General features: G+C 70.1%; 15 protein-coding genes and 1 pseudogene. 9 read left to right on the top strand and 7 right to left on the bottom strand.

From position 1 onward, the window contains the following. Nucleotides 1-166 precede the first annotated feature (166 nt). The gene (locus tag PUR53_RS15130) at nt 167-1252 is read right to left on the bottom strand and encodes an alpha/beta fold hydrolase (RefSeq protein ID WP_329908565.1); all 1086 of its coding nucleotides are present in this window, start codon (nt 1250-1252) and stop codon (nt 167-169) included. Between the two features lie 221 nt (nt 1253-1473). Here PUR53_RS15130 and PUR53_RS15125 point away from each other — a divergent pair, with 221 nt between their 5' ends. Both PUR53_RS15125 and PUR53_RS15120 read left to right on the top strand, forming a co-directional pair. Further along, nucleotides 1474-1944 carry an Rrf2 family transcriptional regulator gene (locus PUR53_RS15125; RefSeq protein ID WP_329908564.1) on the top strand — a complete coding sequence of 157 codons (471 nt, stop codon included), beginning with the start codon at nt 1474-1476 and terminating at the stop codon, nt 1942-1944. 1068 nt (nt 1945-3012) lie between these two features. Further along, nucleotides 3013-3834, top strand: a complete 822-nt coding sequence (locus PUR53_RS15120; RefSeq protein ID WP_329908563.1) for a class I SAM-dependent methyltransferase — start codon at nt 3013-3015, stop codon at nt 3832-3834. 389 nt (nt 3835-4223) lie between these two features. Here PUR53_RS15120 and PUR53_RS15115 read toward each other — a convergent pair whose 3' ends face one another. From PUR53_RS15115 to PUR53_RS15105, 3 genes are all read right to left on the bottom strand, one after another. After that, nucleotides 4224-4661 (bottom strand): hypothetical protein, encoded by a 438-nt coding sequence (locus PUR53_RS15115; protein ID WP_329908562.1) that lies wholly within the window; start codon nt 4659-4661, stop codon nt 4224-4226. Nucleotides 4662-4665: 4 nt separating this feature from the next. Further along, nucleotides 4666-6612 carry a primary-amine oxidase gene (locus PUR53_RS15110; protein WP_329908561.1) on the bottom strand — a complete coding sequence of 649 codons (1947 nt, stop codon included), beginning with the start codon at nt 6610-6612 and terminating at the stop codon, nt 4666-4668. 120 nt (nt 6613-6732) lie between these two features. Then, nucleotides 6733-8172: an APC family permease gene (locus tag PUR53_RS15105; RefSeq protein ID WP_329908560.1), complete on the bottom strand. Its 1440-nt coding sequence runs from the start codon at nt 8170-8172 to the stop codon at nt 6733-6735. A gap of 181 nt (nt 8173-8353) precedes the next feature. Here PUR53_RS15105 and PUR53_RS15100 point away from each other — a divergent pair, with 181 nt between their 5' ends. Both PUR53_RS15100 and PUR53_RS15095 read left to right on the top strand, forming a co-directional pair. Next, a complete protein-coding gene (locus PUR53_RS15100; protein WP_329908559.1) occupies nt 8354-9802 on the top strand; it encodes an APC family permease in 1449 nt (482 codons plus the stop codon). Beyond that, the gene (locus PUR53_RS15095; RefSeq protein WP_329908558.1) at nt 9799-10518 is read left to right on the top strand and encodes an IclR family transcriptional regulator; all 720 of its coding nucleotides are present in this window, start codon (nt 9799-9801) and stop codon (nt 10516-10518) included. The genes PUR53_RS15100 and PUR53_RS15095 overlap by 4 nt, the downstream gene beginning before the upstream one ends. Before the next feature lie 64 nt (nt 10519-10582). On the opposite strand, the gene PUR53_RS15090 is transcribed toward PUR53_RS15095, so the two are convergent. After that, nucleotides 10583-11737 carry a serine hydrolase domain-containing protein gene (locus tag PUR53_RS15090; protein ID WP_329908557.1) on the bottom strand — a complete coding sequence of 385 codons (1155 nt, stop codon included), beginning with the start codon at nt 11735-11737 and terminating at the stop codon, nt 10583-10585. A 694-nt stretch (nt 11738-12431) separates the two neighbouring features. Next, on the bottom strand, nt 12432-13028 hold the full coding sequence (locus PUR53_RS15085) for a TetR/AcrR family transcriptional regulator (RefSeq protein WP_329908556.1): 597 nt from the start codon (nt 13026-13028) through the stop codon (nt 12432-12434). Nucleotides 13029-13299: 271 nt separating this feature from the next. Here PUR53_RS15085 and PUR53_RS48175 point away from each other — a divergent pair. From PUR53_RS48175 to PUR53_RS15060, 5 genes and pseudogenes are all read left to right on the top strand, one after another. Then, a pseudogene (locus PUR53_RS48175) lies at nt 13300-13598 on the top strand (AMP-binding protein); the annotation flags it as partial. 24 nt (nt 13599-13622) lie between these two features. After that, nucleotides 13623-14057, top strand: coding sequence for an AMP-binding enzyme (locus tag PUR53_RS15075; RefSeq protein ID WP_443080306.1), 435 nt, complete (start codon nt 13623-13625; stop codon nt 14055-14057). Nucleotides 14058-14094: 37 nt separating this feature from the next. Further along, nucleotides 14095-14607 carry a GAF domain-containing protein gene (locus PUR53_RS15070; protein WP_329908554.1) on the top strand — a complete coding sequence of 171 codons (513 nt, stop codon included), beginning with the start codon at nt 14095-14097 and terminating at the stop codon, nt 14605-14607. Between the two features lie 142 nt (nt 14608-14749). Continuing rightward, a complete protein-coding gene (locus PUR53_RS15065) occupies nt 14750-15151 on the top strand; it encodes a sensor histidine kinase (protein ID WP_329900991.1) in 402 nt (133 codons plus the stop codon). After that, complete coding sequence (locus PUR53_RS15060) at nt 15145-15750, top strand: response regulator transcription factor (RefSeq protein ID WP_329900990.1); 606 nt, start codon at nt 15145-15147, stop codon at nt 15748-15750. Before PUR53_RS15065 ends, PUR53_RS15060 begins: the two co-directional genes overlap by 7 nt. Nucleotides 15751-15935: 185 nt before the next feature. Here PUR53_RS15060 and PUR53_RS15055 read toward each other — a convergent pair whose 3' ends face one another. Continuing rightward, nucleotides 15936-16691 carry a DeoR/GlpR family DNA-binding transcription regulator gene (locus PUR53_RS15055; protein WP_329908553.1) on the bottom strand — a complete coding sequence of 252 codons (756 nt, stop codon included), beginning with the start codon at nt 16689-16691 and terminating at the stop codon, nt 15936-15938. Nucleotides 16692-16747: the final 56 nt, after the last annotated feature.

The following is a 16747-nucleotide window of genomic DNA, read 5'->3' as shown; positions in this document are numbered from 1 at the left end:
GTCGGGTTGTTGGTGGGGGTGTTCAGGGAGGTGAGGGCCACGTCCGGGTTGCTGTGGTCAGTCGGCTCGGTCGTGACCGGGTGCGGGCCGCGGCCGCTCCTGGTTGGTTCAGGCCGCGACCCGTGCTCGGGGCCGTTCGGAAGTGCACGGCAGAGCCGGCGGTGTCCTACAGTCCGGCGAGGAATTCCAGCAGGGCCTTGTTGAGCTCCTGCGGCTTCTCCTCCGGAAGCCAGTGGCCGGCGTCGGCGATGACGATCGGCTCGCGCGCCTGCGGGGCGACCTCCGGGAAACGCTGCATCGGGGTGCGTCCCCACAAGGTGCCGATGTCGCGGCCGCCGCCGACGAACAGCGCCGGCACCTCCAGCGGCCTGCCCTCGTAGGGCGCCAGCAGCTCCCAGTTGAGGTCGAGGTTGTGGTAGTAGTTGAGCGGGCCGGTGAAACCGGTGCGCTCGAACTCGGCGACATAGAAGCCGATGTCCTCCTGCGTGAGCCAGTCGGGCAGGTCGTCGGGCATCGGCGGCATGTTGTCGAGCATCCCCACCCCCGGAGGCAGGGACACGGTTTCGCGCAGCATCGCGGCCAGGGCCTCGTCGGAGAGCTGGGAGAAGTCGATAGCGGCCGCCTCGGGCGGCTGGGGCGCCGAGGCCGAGAAGCCGTAGAGCGAGCCCGTGAGCCAGGCGGCCGGGTCGGAGTGGAACTCGCGGTCGGCAACGCCCGGCGAGGTGAAGTACTCCTGGTACCAGAGCCGCCCGGGTCCGGCGATCTCGCGCTCGACCTCCGAGGGGCGGCGCTCGCCGAACGGGTTGCCCGGCAGGGCCATCTGCCCGCGCCCGCCGAAGGGCACGCTCACCCCCACGACGGCGCGGAAGACGTCGGGTCGCGTCCACGCCGCCGTCCAGGCCACGGCCGAGCCCCAGTCGTGTCCGACGATCACGGCCTGCGACTCGCCGAGTGCGTGCACGACGCCCACGGCGTCCGCGACCAGCTCGGTGATGCGGTAGTCGTGGACCGCCGCGGGCTTGGATGTGCGCCCGTAGCCTCGCATGTCGATGGCGACGGCGCGGTAGCCCGCGTCCGCCAGCGCGTGCAGCTGGTGACGCCACGAGTACCAGGACTCGGGGAAGCCGTGGGCGAGCAGCACCAGCGGCCCCTGCCCGGCCTCGACCGCGTGCACGCGGATCCCGTTGGCGGACAGCGTGCGCTGCTTGAACCGCTCGTCGTCCAGTGCACTGAATGTGGACGTTTTTCTCATGGCGTTCTCTTTCCTGGCGCCGGACGTCCCGCCCGGTACCGGCATGGGCGAGGTGGAGGTGCTCCGCTACGGCGGCCCGGCGCGTCCGCGAGGAAGCGGAGCCGGGAACCACGAGCAAAACTGTAACCATGACGGTTACAGTGTAGTCAAGTCGGTTACACTTTGAGGCGGGGCGGAAAGACATACAGCGCCCAGTGACGACCGACGGAAGGAAACTGCAGGTGAGCGCGAACAGCCGCATGAGTCTGGCGGTGCACGTCCTGACCTGGCTGGCCTACGACCGGCGCGGCACCGACGCGGAGATCGGGACGTCGCAGCAGATCGCGACCAGCGTCAACACCAACCCCGTCGTCATCCGACGCTGCCTCGGCCAGCTGCGGGACGCGGGACTGGTCACCGTCAGCCACGGCAGGAACGGCGGGTGGGACCTGGCCCGGGCCGCCGCCTCGATCACCCTGCTGGACGTCTACCAGGCGATCCCCGACGAACCCGTCTTCGGACTGCACTCCTCGGAACCGAACCCGGAGTGTTGCGTCGGCTGCAACATCCAGCCCGTCCTCACCCACGTCTACGACCGTGCGACCGAAGCCCTGCGCAAGTCCCTGGCACAGACCTCCATCGCCGACGTACTGCGCGATACGCTCGCGCTTTTTCCCTCCGATGCCATCCCGCACGTGGCTCTTCGGAACTAGGTGACGGCATGAGCGCGCCGCAGGTCGGTGCCCGCTGACTCACCCAGGAGGCAGTCGGAGACTGCCGCGACCAGAGGGCCGGAAACAGGTGTTACACGTGGGTGAGTTGTGCCGAATTCGATCGTTCAGCCTTCGGCGGCGGGTGACTGGGGTCCACCGCCGCGGATCAGATCTGCGACGACTTCCACCAAGCCCGCAAGGCCGTCACGTAGCCAGGGGAGCGTGATGCCTCGGGGACGGCGGTCCAGGCGGAAGGCTTGCTCGAACTCGATCTGGGGGCTACCGGTTCTCACCAGCGTGTCGGGATCGGCATCCGGATGGCCCGCCATCAGCCCGGTCAGGTGCCCCTGCCACCACCGACCCGCTCCGCCTCCTCCGCAGGCAGTCCTCCAGCACCCCCTCCTGCGGCAACGGCGGGCGGGACGGACCCACGCCGGTCACGGTGAACCCCTCGGAGGTGAGCAGATGCCCCAGCGGCACCACGCTCGCCGCCTGGGCATCGTCGACCAGCCTCACTGCCGTTCCATGCAAGGCGCCACAACGCTGTGCGCGCGCCCCTCGTAGCGGCCCCGGTCACCCAGCGACAGACGCCGCGGACGCGCCGACACGGCTCTCCACCTCCCTCGCCGCGACGGGTGCCGGATGCACCACCACCGTCGCCGCCGGCAACCGCTCGCCCACCAGGTCCACGGCCCCCCCGCTGCCAGAGTAGATGGAAGAGCACCGGCAGCACGGCGATCGGATCTCCTCCCGACCGGACCCGGCAAGCAAGCCCTGAGGCCGGGCGAAACCGCCCACGGACACTCCGCCACCGGCTCACGCCGCACCCACGGATGCCGGTAGCCCGACAGCCAGCGCGTTCCGCACCCGGAAGAGATCCAGGAACGGGCTGGCGGACTGTGTCGGCTTGCCGGGGGATGGAGAAACTCGTCGCCGCGGAGGAACGGCTGACCACGGGTGACATGACCTGACACTCCTCGGCCCTCTCGGGCCCTTGCCGGGAATACAGGACGGGGCGCCGACGGTCAGACAGGACACGAACACCGACGGTCAGAGAGGACCAGGTCCATGGACTCCTCGCAGGATGGATACCAACTCGGCAGCGAGCCCCCCGAGTTGGAACGGCTCACCCGCCAGGGCCAAGTTCTTGAACCCGCCACCCGGACCCTCTTACGGGCGGCCGGAGTCGGAACCGGCATGCGCGTCCTGGACCTGGGCTCGGGCGCCGGTGATGTCTCCTTCCTCGCCGCCGAACTGGTCGGCCCCACCGGCGAGGTGATCGGCGTAGATCAGTCGCCGGACGCCGTCGCGCTCGCCACCGCCCGCGCGAGCCGGAACCGGATCGACAACGTCCGATTCGTCGTGGGCGACATCCACGAACCCGCGCCCGGTGGGCCGTTCGACGCGATCATCGGACGTGTGGTCCTGTTGTACTCGAAGGACCCGGCCGCCGTGCTGAGGACGCAGGTCCAACTGCTCCGTCCCGGCGGCGTGGTGGCCCCCATCGAGACGGATCTGACGACCGCCGGTTCGCGGCCCGCGACGCCCCTTGCCTCCCGCCTCGTGTCCTGGGCGGCCGAGGGTTTCGTCGCGGCGAACGCCAACGCCACGCTGGGCCGGGAGCTGTGGGAGGTCCTCCTGGAGGCGGGCCTGCGGCCCCTCGGCATGCTGGGCGTCCAACCCCACTTCGGCCCCGGCGACCCGAACGGCCCAGCCCTGTTCGCGGGGATGATCAGGACGATGGTCCCCCTGCTCGAACGGACCGGCGCGGCGACTGCCCGGGAGATCGACCCCGACACGCTCGAAGCACGGCTGACGGAGGAACTGATCAACGCCGAGGCGGTACTGGCCTACGCGCAACTGCTCTGCGCATGGGGGACCAAGGACTGACCCCGGGCCTGTGGCCTGCGCGGGCCTCCAGGCCCCCTGCACCGGGGAGGTGGAGCGGAGGTCGTCCTCGGCCGGGGGACGGCCGGAGTGCTTTCCCTGGGGATCTCGGGGCTCAGAGGGTGACGCACTGGGGTGCGTTTCGAGACTGTTGGTCACAGCCACTCGTCGATTGCTGCGACCAGCACGGTCGCCTCACCCACCTTGGGCTCGGTCTGAGCCAGCTGCCGCGACGCGGGCGGACATGACGTCCAGCTCGCGGTAGGTCCAGATCCGGTCGCCCAGCCGCAGGGCTGGGCGGTGGGGGTATCGCACGACGTTGTGTGCCAGGTTCGGCTTGACCGCACCTTCCGGGTGTGGGGCGGCCCGGGTCGGTACTCGGGCTGCGGGGTTCAGTGCATCGGCTCTTGTGCGAGGTGTCCCGCCCGCGTGCGGCTCGCGGCGCGTGCCCGCGACGGGCCAAGCAGTCCGATCAGCGCGAGGAGCGTCTCGGCGGCGGCCAGGACGAGGGCGAGGCACATGGCGGTGTCGCCACCGCCCTGCCCATGGATGTGGTTCATGTGATCGGCCATGGGCTGGGGTGACGGCCACGCGAGGTGGGCCACCACCATCGTGGCGCCGAGCACGGCCATGGCCGTCCACTCCCGCGGCCCGGGCGAGCGCGGCAGCATGACCGCGCAGCCCAGACAGGTCATCGCCAGGACCAGCAGGACGAGGGCGAGAGCACCGGTGTGCTGCGTGAGCATGACGACGTGGACGAGAGCGGACAGGCCGGCGGTCACGGTGGCCGCCCGGCGCAGGATCCCGTGCGCCCTTGTCGTTGCCGGCACGGCGTCAGGACCCGTGGCAGTGCGAGGAGTCGTCGGCCTTGCTCTCCGCGCAGTGCGACGCCGTGCTGCGCGGGGCGTCGAGGGCGGGGTTGCGGTCGAAGAAGCCGACGGGCTTGAGCTTGAAGCCGGTGTAGTCGACGGGCATGACCGGCCAGTCCTCCGGGCGCGGGAAGTGCGTGAGGCCGAAGGTGTGCCACAGGACCACGTCCTCGCCGTCCAGCGGGCGGTCGCCCGCGGTGAAGGCTTCCAGGCCGTCGCCGCCCGGGCTCTGGTTGACGATCTCACCGGCCGGCCACTTCTGCGTGGGGTCGTACAGGGTGACCCACAGGTGCCGGGTCGCGAACGCGCCACGCCTGGCGATCACGCTGGACGGGTCGGCCAGCAGTGTCGGCTGTCCTTCCGGGTGCAGCGCGTACGCCACGTCCTCACCGAGCCGGTTCTGCTTGTCGGGGTTGCTGACCAGCCAGGTGCGGGAGCGCAGGTTGTCTGCGGTTCGGCGAGCTGCGAGTTCGGAGGTGAGACGGGTCCGGGACTGGCGGAAGGCGTTGCCGTAGGGGTTGGTGTCGCTGGCCGGGACGGGAACGGCGTCGACCTCGTCGACGGCGTTGCGGTGGCCGTCGACGGCCATGTCCAGGCGGGCGCAGAACAGGTGCTGGTGGAAGGGGGCACCCAGGCCCGGGGCCATCTGGGTGGCGTAGCCGTCGGGGCCGGTGTAGGCGGAGGTGAAGACCACGCCGGTGGCCTTGGCTTCCAGCTCGATGGTGCCGTCGAGATAGAGCGACCAGTAGAAGCCGTAGTCGTAGTTGCCGATGGTGAGGAAGAAGGAGATCACCAGACGGCGCGAACGGCGGGTCTCCGTCATGCCGTTGAACATGTCGGTGTGCTTCCACAGCACGCCGTAGTCCTCCTCGTGGAGGCAGATCGCGTTCTTGATGACGCGTGGGCGGCCCTTCTCGTCGCTGATCGTGGCGTCGAAGTAAGTGATGTCGCCCAGGCAGTCGCAGCCCAGCTCGAGGGAGTTGGTGTAGCGGGCGAACATGTACTCGCCCTGGTCGAAGTAGTTGATCCAGTAGCGGGCCGGGGAGGGATCGCCGTAGGGGACGACCATCTCGGGGATGGAGGCCCGGTGGACGACCGGGCGGATCTCGTCGCCGTCGCGGAAGCCGAGCTGGTGCAGGACGAGTCCTTCGCGGACGTCGAAGGTGAACCGGAAGGACCAGTCGGCCCAGGTGATGAGGTTGCCGTCGACGGTGAAGCTCGGCCCCTCGGGCTGGGTGATCTCCAGCGGCTTCAGGTCCGTGCGCTCCGGTGAGGCGTGCGGGGCGGCGTTCCACTCGCCGCGCTCCATGGGCACGGCCAGGTCTGCGCTGTCGACGACCTTGAAGACCTCGCCGGCGATGAGGTCGACGTACGCGCAGACGCCGTCCACGGGGTGGGCCCACGGCAGGTCGGTCTCGTCGAGCTGGAGGAAGGCCAGCACCCGGCAGACGCGGCGGCCGGTCTCGTCGTCGTGCCCGAAGTTACCGGCCGACAGCGGGACGGCGCGGATCTTGTGCGGGTCGATGCCGCGCTTGTCGAGGGCGCTCAGCCATTCCTCGCTGCGCAGCAGCATGGCCTCGATGTCGTCGAACTCCTCGTCCAGGATGGGAGCCTGGCCCTCGCCGGTGGCGTCCACCGTCCGTGCCTCGACGATCTCGCCGCTGGTGACGTCGGCGGTCGCGACCGTGCCGACGCCGGTGGCCCGGTCGAGGAGGATCATGCTCACGCGGCGGCGTACGGCGTCGCCCTCGTGGTGGGCCAGGACCTCGTGCTTGGGGGCCTCGTCCAGGCCGACGTACACGAAGCGCGTGGTGTCCGTGACCAACCCGGCGCGGTCGGCTGCCAGCCGTGCCGCGTCGATCTCGTCTGCGGTCAGCAGTGCCAGGGGGTGAGGGAGGGCGAGGTCGGTCATGCTGCTTCCTTCGGGGCAGAGGGCGGGCGCCCGCACAGCGGGCCCCGACGGATGGAAAGTATCAGTACCGATCGGTTAGGACAACCAGTCGGTTTGGATAATGGTGGTGCGGAACGAGGGTCAGACGGCCTCGGGAACGGTCGACGTGGCGGCCTCGTCGCTCGGCCGTGGTCCTCGCTTGAGGGAGAGGCCGGCGCCGACGAGGAAGGCCACCAGCGGTACGAGCCCCAGCACCGCCGCCAGCGCGGTCGAACCCCCGATGAGCAGAGGGAAGTTGGCGACGGCGAGGACAAGGCAGCCGACCAACCCGAGCAGGCCCAGGGCGGGTGCGGCGAGCGTGTGCCACAGGCGACGGTCCTGCCGGGAGCGGCGGAAGTGGACGATGACCGCCAGGCAGGTCAGGCTCATCAGCAGCAGGATGCCGAGGGTGGCCGTGCCGGCGAGCCAGGCGAAGACCTGGGCGACCGGGTCCATGCCGGCCGCGGCGCAGACGGCGACCAGGACGGCGGCGCAGGCCGACTGGAGCAGGGAGGCCAGGTGCGGCGATCCGTGCCGGGCGTGCCGACTGCCGCACAGGCGGGGCAGCGCGCCCGAGGCGCCCAGGGAGAAGCCGTAGCGGGCGAGGACGTTGTGGAAGGACAGGGCGGCGGCGAACAGGCTGGTCAGCAGCAGTACCTGGGCCACGTCCGAGGCCGTGCCGCCGAGGTCGCGTTCGATGGTGGTCAGCAGCATGCCGCCCGGGTCGCTGCCGGCCGCCCGTACGGCCTGTTCGTCGCCCCAGGCCGACACCAGCGCCCAGCTCGACAGTGTGTAGAAGCCGCCGATCAGCAGCAGGGACAGGTAGGTGGCGCGCGGGATCGTGCGGTCGGGGTCGCGGGCCTCGTCGCGGAAGATCGCGGTCGCCTCGAAGCCGAGATAGCTCGCGACGGCGAAGACGAGCCCGAGCCCGAGTGAGCCGGAGCCGATCTGTTCCGGCCTGAGGAACGCGGTCGACGGCCCCGAAGGACCGCCGTCCGCGACGATCACCGTGTCCAGTGCCAACACGATCCCCACCTCGCACAGCAGCAGCACGCCGAGTACTTTGCCGCTCAGGTCGATGTGCCGGTACCCGAGGACCCCGACGCCGACAAGGGCGACGCCCGACCACAGCCACCACGGAAGCGCGGGACCCCCGTAGTGCCCCACCAGGTCGGCGGCGACCGCGCCGAGGTAGCCGTACACGGCCAGTTGTACGGCGGTGTAGGTGACCAGGGCCAGGTAGGCCGCGCCCCGCCCGTTCGCCCGGCCCAGGCCGTGCCGCACATAGGAGTAGAAGGCGCCGGCCTGCGGCACATGGGGCGTCATGGCGCTGTAGCCGACGGCGAACAGCATCAGGACGGCGCAGCAGATCACGAAGGTGGCGGGAAAGGCGGCGCCGTCGCCCAGCGCGATCCCGAGCGGCACCGTGCCGCTGACGACGGTGAGCGGGGCGGCCGCGGCGACGACCATGAAAACGATCGAACCCGTGCCGAGGGAACCGGTCAGCGCGGGGGCCTCGCGATCGGTGGAACTGATGGACATCGCACCTCCAGATGGGGACTGCGCACACCATCGGGCGGAGCGGTTGCCCGGCCGTCACCATGACGTCAAACGCCAGTCACTGCTATCGGGAAAAACCGACCCTCGCGTTCCCACCTGAAGAAACCTGCGCGACACATTCCCGATACGTCCCGCAACACCAAGGCCGCTTACGGTGCCGCCCATGACGATGCAGACGGACCCACCGACGCTGCGTCCGGGCCCGCGCATGCCGGGCCTGGACCGTCGCAATCTGGGGCCGGTACAGGTGTTCGCCCAGTCCGTGTCCGCCGCCGGCCCCACCGCGGGGATGGCCGCCACACCGGCGATCGCCGCGAGCACCGCCGGAGGGGGAACTGTCTGGTCGTTCGCCATCGCCACCGCCGTGGCGCTTCTGATCGCAGGCTGCATCGGACAGTTCACCCGGCGGATGGCCGCCGCCGGGTCCCTGTACAGCCTGGCCGCCAAAGGCCTGGGGCCCGCCGGTGCGTTCGCGTGTGCCTGCGCGCTGCTGGTCGGCTACACGCTGCTGGTCTCCGCGGGGCTCGCGGGAGCGGCGATTCATCTGCACGCCCTGTTCGGCCCGGTGGGCCCGGCCACGGGCGTCGCGACGGTTCTCCTGGGCGCGATCGTCGCGGGCTGCGCCGTCAAGGGCATCAGGCTGTCCGCACGGCTGATCCTGCTCGTCGAGGGCGTGTCGATCGCCCTGATTCTCGCGGTGTACGGCCTGCTGCTCGGCGGCACCGGCTTCGAGCCGCCGGGCCATGTCCCGCAGTCGGGGCAACCGCCCGGCGGCGTCGGGGGAGTGGCCGCCGCGGTACTTCCCGCCCTCGCCGCCTTCATCGGCTTCGAGTCCGCGGCGGCACTCGGGGTGGAGGCCAGACGGCCCTTCCGGAGCGTGCCGCGTGCGGTGACGTGGACCGCGGCTGTCGTGGGGCTGATGCATGTGTGCGCGGCCGCGTTCCAGGTGAGTCTGCCGGGCAGCGCCCGTCTGCTGCCGCTCAGCGACATCGCGTCCGGACAGCGACTGCCCTGGATGGCGGCCCTGGTGGACGCGGGCATCGCGAGCTCCTTCCTCGCCTGCGCCCTCGCCGGGGCCAACGCGCTCGCCCGGGTGCTGTTCTCGCTCGGCACCGAAGGCATCGCGCCCCGTGGACTGTGCCGCACCCACCGGTCTCACCGCACCCCCCATGTCGCCGTCGCGGTGGCGCTTCCGGTGGCCACCGCGCTGCCCATGACCATGCTGGCCTGCGGGATTCCGGCAGAGCACGTACTGGAACTGCTGCTCCAGGCGTCCACGGTCGGCTGTCTGATCGCCTACCTGCTGGTCTGCCTGGCCGTGCCGTTCTTCCTGCGCGGCATCGGCGAGGCGACCCCGGGACCGATGGCCCGCGCCCTCACGGTCGTACCGGTGCTGGTCCTCGCGCTGGGAGCGTTCGTCGCCTCGGCACCCAGCGGCCCGTTCACCCTGGCCTTCGCCACTCTGACCGGGGCGGCACTGGCCTGGTACGTGTGGTTGCGCCGACGGCGCCCCGCACAGCTCAGCGGCATCGGCGTATACGACGAGACCTCGCTGGCCGACGTCCTCGATCCCCGTATTCCGCGAGCGACCTCCCCGAGCGATCACAGATGAGTACGCCCGCCGGCCTGCTGCACGTGCTCGAACACGTCGTGACCGCGGGTACCGGAGTCACCGCGAAGGAGATCTCCATGGCGCTGCGACTGCCACCCGCGACCACGTACCGGCTGCTGAACCTGCTGGTGGCCGAGGAGTACCTGGTCCGCCTACCCGACCTGCGCGGCTTCGCCCTCGGCCGACGCGCCGCCCGGCTCTCGCTCCCCTGCGTTCCGCAACCGTGCACCGCCGCACGTGCCGTGGTGACAGACCTGCGGCAACAGGTCCGCTGGGGCGTCCATCTGGCCGCCTACGCCGCTGGGCACCTGACCGTCACTGATCCCGACCAGGACCACCCGCCCACCGATGCGGCCGTGCTGGCCCGCAACCTGCACGCCTCCGCACTCGGCAAACTCCTGCTCGCCGATCAGCGTTCCCTTCAGGCACGGGTTCCCTTGAGGGAACTGCCGCATCTCACCGAACACACCATCACTGATGCCGAGCGCCTCGAACGCGAACTCATCACCGTCCACGACACAGGGGTCGCCCACCAGCTCGGCGAGCTGCGCCCGGACCGGGGCTGCCTCGCCGTGCCCATCCGTGACCCTGCCACCGGCGTGCTCGTCGCGGGGCTGGCGGTGTGCGCCCCGCCCGACCGTATACAGAAGCTGGGCGCCGACCTGGTGCCCGTGCTCCGACAGCACGCCCACCGGATCGCCCCGTTGCTCAGCTGACATACGTGTGGGGAGACCGCCGGACGGCGGTCTCCCCACACGTATCTATGCGTTCAGTCGACCTTCAGTCGCCGGCCCGGGCGACCGCGCGCAGGAAAGCGACGGTCTCGTTCTCGCGGTTGTCGGCCTCCTCCTCCGAGGTGCCGTACCTGGGGTTGGCGGACAGCTTCACGATGGTGGTGCGGCTCGCCGGGTCGACGTAGACGAACTGGTTGTACACGCCGATCGCGCTGAACTCACCGCGGTCCCCGGCCGGAAGCCACCACTGGTAGCCGTAGCCGAGGTCGAAGGTGTGCCCACCGACCCACGGCCTGCCGGCCTGAAGGTGTTCGGCCGCGACGGTCACCGAGTCCCGCACCCACTGCTCCGCGACGACCTGCTTGCCCTGCCACACTCCGCCGTTGCGGTACAGCTCGCCGATCCTCGCGAAATCGCGTGCGGTCAGGTTGAGTCCGGCGAAGGCCATCTCGGTGCCGGTGGAATCCGCGACCCAGTAGCCGGGGGACTCCATACCCAGAGGCTCGCACAGCTTCTCCGCCATGTACTCGGAGACCGGTCGCCCCGTCGCCGAGGCCAGCAGTGCTCCCAGAGCCTGTGTGTCACCGGAGTTGTAGCGGCAGACGGTGCCCGGCTCGCTCTCACCGACGGCGGTCGCGACGAAGTCGTCGAGCGTACCGGCGCCGGCCAGGACGGCCCCGAGCCGCCAGATGTCGGACTCCGGGTCGCTGTAGTCCTCGCTCCAGCGAGCGCCGGACGACATTTGCAGGACCTGCTGGATGGACACGCCGTCGTACGCGGAACCGGGCCGTACGGGCACGTAGGCGCTGATCGCATCGTCGACGCTCTTGATGTGGCCCTCGTCGACCGCGATGCCGACGAGTGCTGAGACGAAGCTCTTGGCCACGGACATGGACAGCCACTGGACGTCGGGGCCTCCGGTGAGCCAGTAGTCCTCGTAGCACACGGCGCCGTCGGTCAGGACCAGAAGTGCCGAGGTGTCGGTGTCCGCGAGGAACCGCTCGGTCGCTCGGATCTCCCCCTCGAACGTGTAGGCCTCCGGCAGGGTGACGGACTCACCCTGCGGCCAGGGGCAGGGAGTCGAGGAGGCGGGCATGGCCCGGGTCGGCATCAGATCCTTGATGCGGGAGAAGTTCTCGTACTGCGGCACGCCGGTGAACAGGCCGAGTTCGGCCATGCTCGTGGGCTTCAGATCGGTCATCGTCGTCCTTCCGCGGGGGAGCGGGAATCGGTGAGCGGCCGACACGGACGCCGTGGGTACCGATGCACGAAAACTAGCAGTACCAATTGGTTATCGCAACCGATTGGTACGCTCAATTCGGCCTTGGCAGAGCTGGGCTGGATCGGGGGGAATCAGCTCAGAGTGGGAGGCGAGGGTGGTCGCTTCGGTGACCAGGGGCTGCTCCGCGGCGCTGCTCACATCGGAGGTCTCGCATTTCAGGGGGACGCCGCGACAGCCACTCTCCAACGGGTGGTCGACGTAGGGAAGCCCAGGCGGATGAGGGTGCTCGTCGTCTCGTGGACAGGCCCGGACCCTGGGGCCGTGGAGTAGGGCGACGTGGCCGAGTCGGCAGACGCGCAGCGGATCGCTGATCGGCAGTCCGTGGGCGGCGAGTCGGCGAGCGGACTCGATGACCTGGGGCAGCGTCCAACCCGAGCCACGTCGAGGCCGTGCTCGAGGACGTCGAGGAAAGCGGTGATGTGTCCGGTCGTCGTCGCCGGCTCCTGCGCGACGAGATCCCCGTACTTCCACACGTCGGGCAGCTCGCTGCGAGCGAAACCTCCGTCAGTTAGCTCTCTGGCGAGATCACGAAGAGGCAGGCCGACGCCCCTCGCCATGTTCTCGATGTACGGCGGACGCCGATGGCCGGCCTTGTACCGCAGGGCAGGGCACGTCAGGCCGGGTGGTCGAGCATGCGGACGGCGAAGTCGATTGCGCGGTCGGCCCTTGCGCGGTCCCCGGAGACGAGGAGGTCGAGCTGAAGACCGCGGACCTGGGCGAGCAGGAGAGTGGCTAGGGCGGGAGCGTCCTCACGCGGCCATCCGTCCAGGGTGAGGCGGTCGACCAGGACGTCGATCCAGTCCTGGACAATCGACTGCGCGAGGTCTGTGTCCCTGCCGGGCTTCCAGCCGTGGTGACCGACGAGTTCGAAGAGGAGCAGGAACTGGCGCTGCTCCTGCGGCTCACACAGTCGGATCCACGCGGCTTTCACCAGCGCCGCCGTCGAGGGTGCACCGTTCAGCTCCGGATCCGAGGCCAGCCGCGTGGCCAGGTCGGTTCGGATCTTTTCCAGGACGGCCATGATCAGCTCGTCCTTGGAGGAGAAGTGGCGCAGCAGCGTTGCGTGGGTGACGCCGATGGCCTGGGCCACCGGCCGAAGGGAAAGATCGCTCACGCCGTGTTCGAGGATGTACTCGGTCGCCGCGGCCAGCAGCTCCGGGCGCCGGTGCTGGAATCGCAGTGTGCGCCCGTCGACACGAGGGGTGCTCATGGTCGCCTTCTCTCGTTCAGCGTGATCGACCGCTAAGCGTACCGCCAGGTTAGGCTAACCGCTCGGTACTGCATCCGTTATGACTGAGCGCAGGATGCCCGTGACGCGTTCGGCCACGGTCTCGCCCCCAGGAGTCCCCAGCCTGACGAAAGGCAAGGGCTCCGTCGAGGCCAGGAGGCACTGCATGTACCCATCCGGCAAAGGAGCGTCGCGGGGCCGGTCCCACCCGTTCGGGTGTGCCTGACCGGCTGGAGGTGAGCACTCCGCGACGATGTTCGAGGGCGTGCCGGCGATGTACGCGATGATGCTCGCCGACCCGGCGCTGGCGACGGCCGACCTGTCCTCACTGACCCGGTGCACCGTCGGCGGCCAGACCATCCCGCTGTCGACGATCGAGCGGTGGCAGTCCCGCTCCGGGGCCCCGCTGATCGAGCTGTGGGGATGACGGAGATCGCGGGGCTGGGCACCACCCATGCCCTCCACTCCCCGCCCGTCCCCGGCTCGATCGGGGTGTCCCTGCCTGGTGTGGAGGTGCGCGTCGCGGACCTCCACGACGTCACGCGCGACGCTCCGCGCGGCGACCCCGGAGAACTGATGGTGCGCGGCCCGATCGTCATGCTCGGCTATCACGGCAACCCGCAGGCCACCGCCGAGACCATCGAGCCGGAAGGCTGGCTGCACACCGGTGACATCGCCTCCATGACCGAGACCGGGCACGTCTTCGTCGTCGACCGCCGCAAGGACATGATCATCACCGGGGGTTACAACGTCTACCCGGCCGAGATCGAGCGCGTCCTCGCCGCACACCCCGCCGGCGCCATGGTCGCTGCGGGTCCGGTGCCGGACCCGCTCAAGGGCGAGCTGGCCTGCGCGTACGTGGTCCTTGCCCCCGGAGCACACGCCACCGAGGAGGAGCTCCTCGCCTTCGCCGGGCAGTCGCTGGCCGCGTACAAGCGGCTCCGCGCACGGTCCGCTTCGTCGACGACCTGCCCAAGACGTCCACCGGCAAGATCATGCGACGTGAGCTGATCAAACAGTATGAGCGGTGACAGGGACGGCAGGCGCGATGTTTGATGACGAGATGCCGGACCATCACCCCCTGCTCCAGCTCAGTGAGCAGTACGCGGAACTCCTTGTGGCGCTGGATCGCGGGGAGGCTCTGCGCCGGGCCTTCACGCTCCTCGCAGGCGACGCGGAGGTGGCGTGGGCGGCTCGACCAGGTGCGGGAGAGGGGCTGAGCATCGAGCAGGTCGTCGGCCAGCGGACGGGAATCCTTCGGGCGCTGCGGGTGCCCCCTGGCACGGGGCTGACCGGCAAGGTGCACCGGTCGGGGCGGGCGGAGTGGGTCGACGACTACTTCGCAAGCGTCAGGATCACGCACACCTTCGACCGGCACATGGCCACCGAGGGTGTGCGCAGGCTCCTGGCGGTGCCCCTGGTCCGGGACGGCGAGTCGCTGGGTGTGCTGGCAGTCGGGCCTCGCCGCGACGGGGCCTTCGGCGACCGCGAGTCGAACGCGCCTCGCAGCTGGCCACGCAGGCCGCCCTCGCCCTGTCGATCGCCGAGCGCGCCCGGCTGACCCGCGAGATCGCCGTCCACGAGGAGCGGCGGCGACTCGCGGCGGAACTCCATGACAGCGTGGGCGCGTTGCTGTTCGCCGGCTAGACCGTCTGCAGGGCCAGGCTGCGGACGCCACCAGCGCACTGCGGGAGTCCCTGCGCATGCTGCATTCCTCCCCCGCGGCGCTGGCCCTCGGTGTCGCCCTGCGGGCTGACTGCGAGGCCTTCTCCGATCGGGCCGGCGTCCCGGCCGAACTGGTCGTCCTGGATGAGGATCCCGCTGAGTTGCCCGCGTCCCGGTCGGAGGTGCTGCTGGCAGCGGTGAGGGAGGCCCTGCTGAACGTCGAGAAGCACGCTCGCGCGAGTGCCGTGACCGTGTCGGTCGGCCGCAGCGGCCCGCTGCTGACCGTTGTGCACGACGACGGCGTAGGACTGGGCCCCGACCACGTGCCGGGTCTCGGCCTCACCAAGAGCGCCGAGGCTCTCGGTCGGCTGGGCGGCGCCGTCCGCCTCGTCTCCGACCCCGACGGCGGCACGATCTGGCGGGCGCGATTGCCATGCTGACGACCCGCCCCACGCAGATCGTTGTCGTGGACGATCACCCGGTCGTCCGCTACGGCGTCGCGGCGCAGCTGAACGGCTACCCTGACCTGCGCGTGGTCGGTCACGCCGAGACCGGCGCCGACGCCGTCCAGTTGTGTGCGGGGGAACAGCCCGACATTGTCCTGCTCGACCTGCGGCTCCCCGACTGCCCCGCGGCCGATGTCGTCGCCGAGGTACACCGGGTCAGCCCCGGCAGCCGTGTGCTGCTTTTCACCGTCTTCCCCGAACACGCCGCCGTCGCACCGGCGTTGGCCGCAGGAGCCTGTGGACTGCTGGTCAAGGACGCCAGCGGCACGGCGGTACGCGACGCGATCCGCAGCGTCGCCCGCACCGGCACCTTCCGCGCCGGGCGGTCCGCCCCCTCCGCGGCTCCGGTCACCGCCCGCGAGTACGACGTGCTCCGCCTTGTCGCGGCCGGGTACACCAACCCCGCGATCGGCGACGAGCTGAACCTCTCGGTCAACACGGTGAAGACGTACCTACGGGAAATGATGCACAAGCTCGCCGCCCGCAACCGGGCCCAGCTCATCTCCTACGCCCGCACTCGCGGACTGCTCTGAGCGAAGCCGGCGTGATCGCCACCGAGCTCACGCCCGCACCCGGAGCCAGGCCAGTCAGCTCCTGCTGCCAAGCGCCGATGCCCCGCTGGAGGAGAAAGAGCTCCAGCGGGGCATCGGCGAAGCCGACGTGCGCGCCAAGCTTGGGGGAGGCCCCACCTCTTATGAGTCCGCCCTCGGTTTGGGCACTACGGAGCGACAACGACCTCGGCAAATGCGGAGCGCAGCTCAGGGGGAGGCGTCTGGTCGGTGATGAGGACATCGATGACCGACAGGTCGCCGAGGGCCATCGCCTTCTTGCGGTCGAACTTCGTGTGGTCGGCAGCGACAACGACCCGGTCCGCGAGATCGAGAAGTGTGCGGCGTACTTCGACCTCGGCGGGGTCGAAGTAGGTGATACCGCGGTCGACGGACAGTCCGCCGCAGCCGAGGATCATCAGGTCCAGATGGATCTGCGGCCTTTCCTGCGCGGCTGTGGAGGCGACCAGGCTCAGTTCGGGTGTCATGAGTCCGCCCAGGACGAGGACCCGGCTCCTCGTGTCGCGCAGTTCGAACGCCGCGTGGAGCGAGTTGGTGATCACGGTCAGATCGTCCCGGGCGGCGAGTTCGGCGGCTACGGCGGTACAGGTGGTGCCGGTGTCGATACCCACCGAGGCACCTGGCCTGACCAGGTCTGCCACGGCCCGCGCGATTCTCGACTTCTCGGACGTCATCGTCGAGGACCGGGACCCGTAGGCGGGTGCCCGGCGTGGCACGGCGCCGCCATGGACCCGGTCCAACAGCCCTGCCTGATCGAGCTCGGCCAGGTCGCGGCGGATCGTCATGCCGGACACCCCGAAGCGCTCCGCGAGTGTGTTGACGTCGACCTGCCGGGATTCCTGCAAGGCACTGAGGATGGCTCGCTGTCGGGAGTTGCGCACGGGTTCCATCTCGTCTTGAGCCACGCTCATCACGCTATCCGGCCTCCGGCCCTGGGGTTCAACCAGGGGTGACCCACTGC

Source organism: Streptomyces sp. SP18BB07, assembly GCF_036322545.1.
In the GTDB taxonomy this organism is placed as follows: domain Bacteria; phylum Actinomycetota; class Actinomycetes; order Streptomycetales; family Streptomycetaceae; genus Streptomyces; species Streptomyces deccanensis.
Note: the sequence above shows the minus strand (reverse complement) of the source record. Positions and strands in the feature narration are given on the sequence as shown.

Excerpts from the sequence above, each read along its gene's own strand:
- PUR53_RS15105 (WP_329908560.1), bottom strand. The coding sequence starts at position 8,172 with ATGTCCATCAGTTCCACCGATCGCGAGGCCCCCGCGCTGACCGGTTCC.
- PUR53_RS15065 (WP_329900991.1), top strand. The coding sequence starts at position 14,750 with ATGCTGCATTCCTCCCCCGCGGCGCTGGCCCTCGGTGTCGCCCTGCGG.
- PUR53_RS15095 (WP_329908558.1), top strand. The coding sequence starts at position 9,799 with ATGAGTACGCCCGCCGGCCTGCTGCACGTGCTCGAACACGTCGTGACC.
- PUR53_RS15090 (WP_329908557.1), bottom strand. The coding sequence starts at position 11,737 with ATGACCGATCTGAAGCCCACGAGCATGGCCGAACTCGGCCTGTTCACC.
- PUR53_RS15120 (WP_329908563.1), top strand. The coding sequence starts at position 3,013 with ATGGACTCCTCGCAGGATGGATACCAACTCGGCAGCGAGCCCCCCGAG.
- PUR53_RS15130 (WP_329908565.1), bottom strand. The coding sequence starts at position 1,252 with ATGAGAAAAACGTCCACATTCAGTGCACTGGACGACGAGCGGTTCAAG.
- PUR53_RS15100 (WP_329908559.1), top strand. The coding sequence starts at position 8,354 with ATGACGATGCAGACGGACCCACCGACGCTGCGTCCGGGCCCGCGCATG.
- PUR53_RS15110 (WP_329908561.1), bottom strand. The coding sequence starts at position 6,612 with ATGACCGACCTCGCCCTCCCTCACCCCCTGGCACTGCTGACCGCAGAC.
- PUR53_RS15070 (WP_329908554.1), top strand. The coding sequence starts at position 14,095 with ATGTTTGATGACGAGATGCCGGACCATCACCCCCTGCTCCAGCTCAGT.
- PUR53_RS15060 (WP_329900990.1), top strand. The coding sequence starts at position 15,145 with ATGCTGACGACCCGCCCCACGCAGATCGTTGTCGTGGACGATCACCCG.
- PUR53_RS15075 (WP_443080306.1), top strand. The coding sequence starts at position 13,623 with ATGGTGCGCGGCCCGATCGTCATGCTCGGCTATCACGGCAACCCGCAG.
- PUR53_RS15085 (WP_329908556.1), bottom strand. The coding sequence starts at position 13,028 with ATGAGCACCCCTCGTGTCGACGGGCGCACACTGCGATTCCAGCACCGG.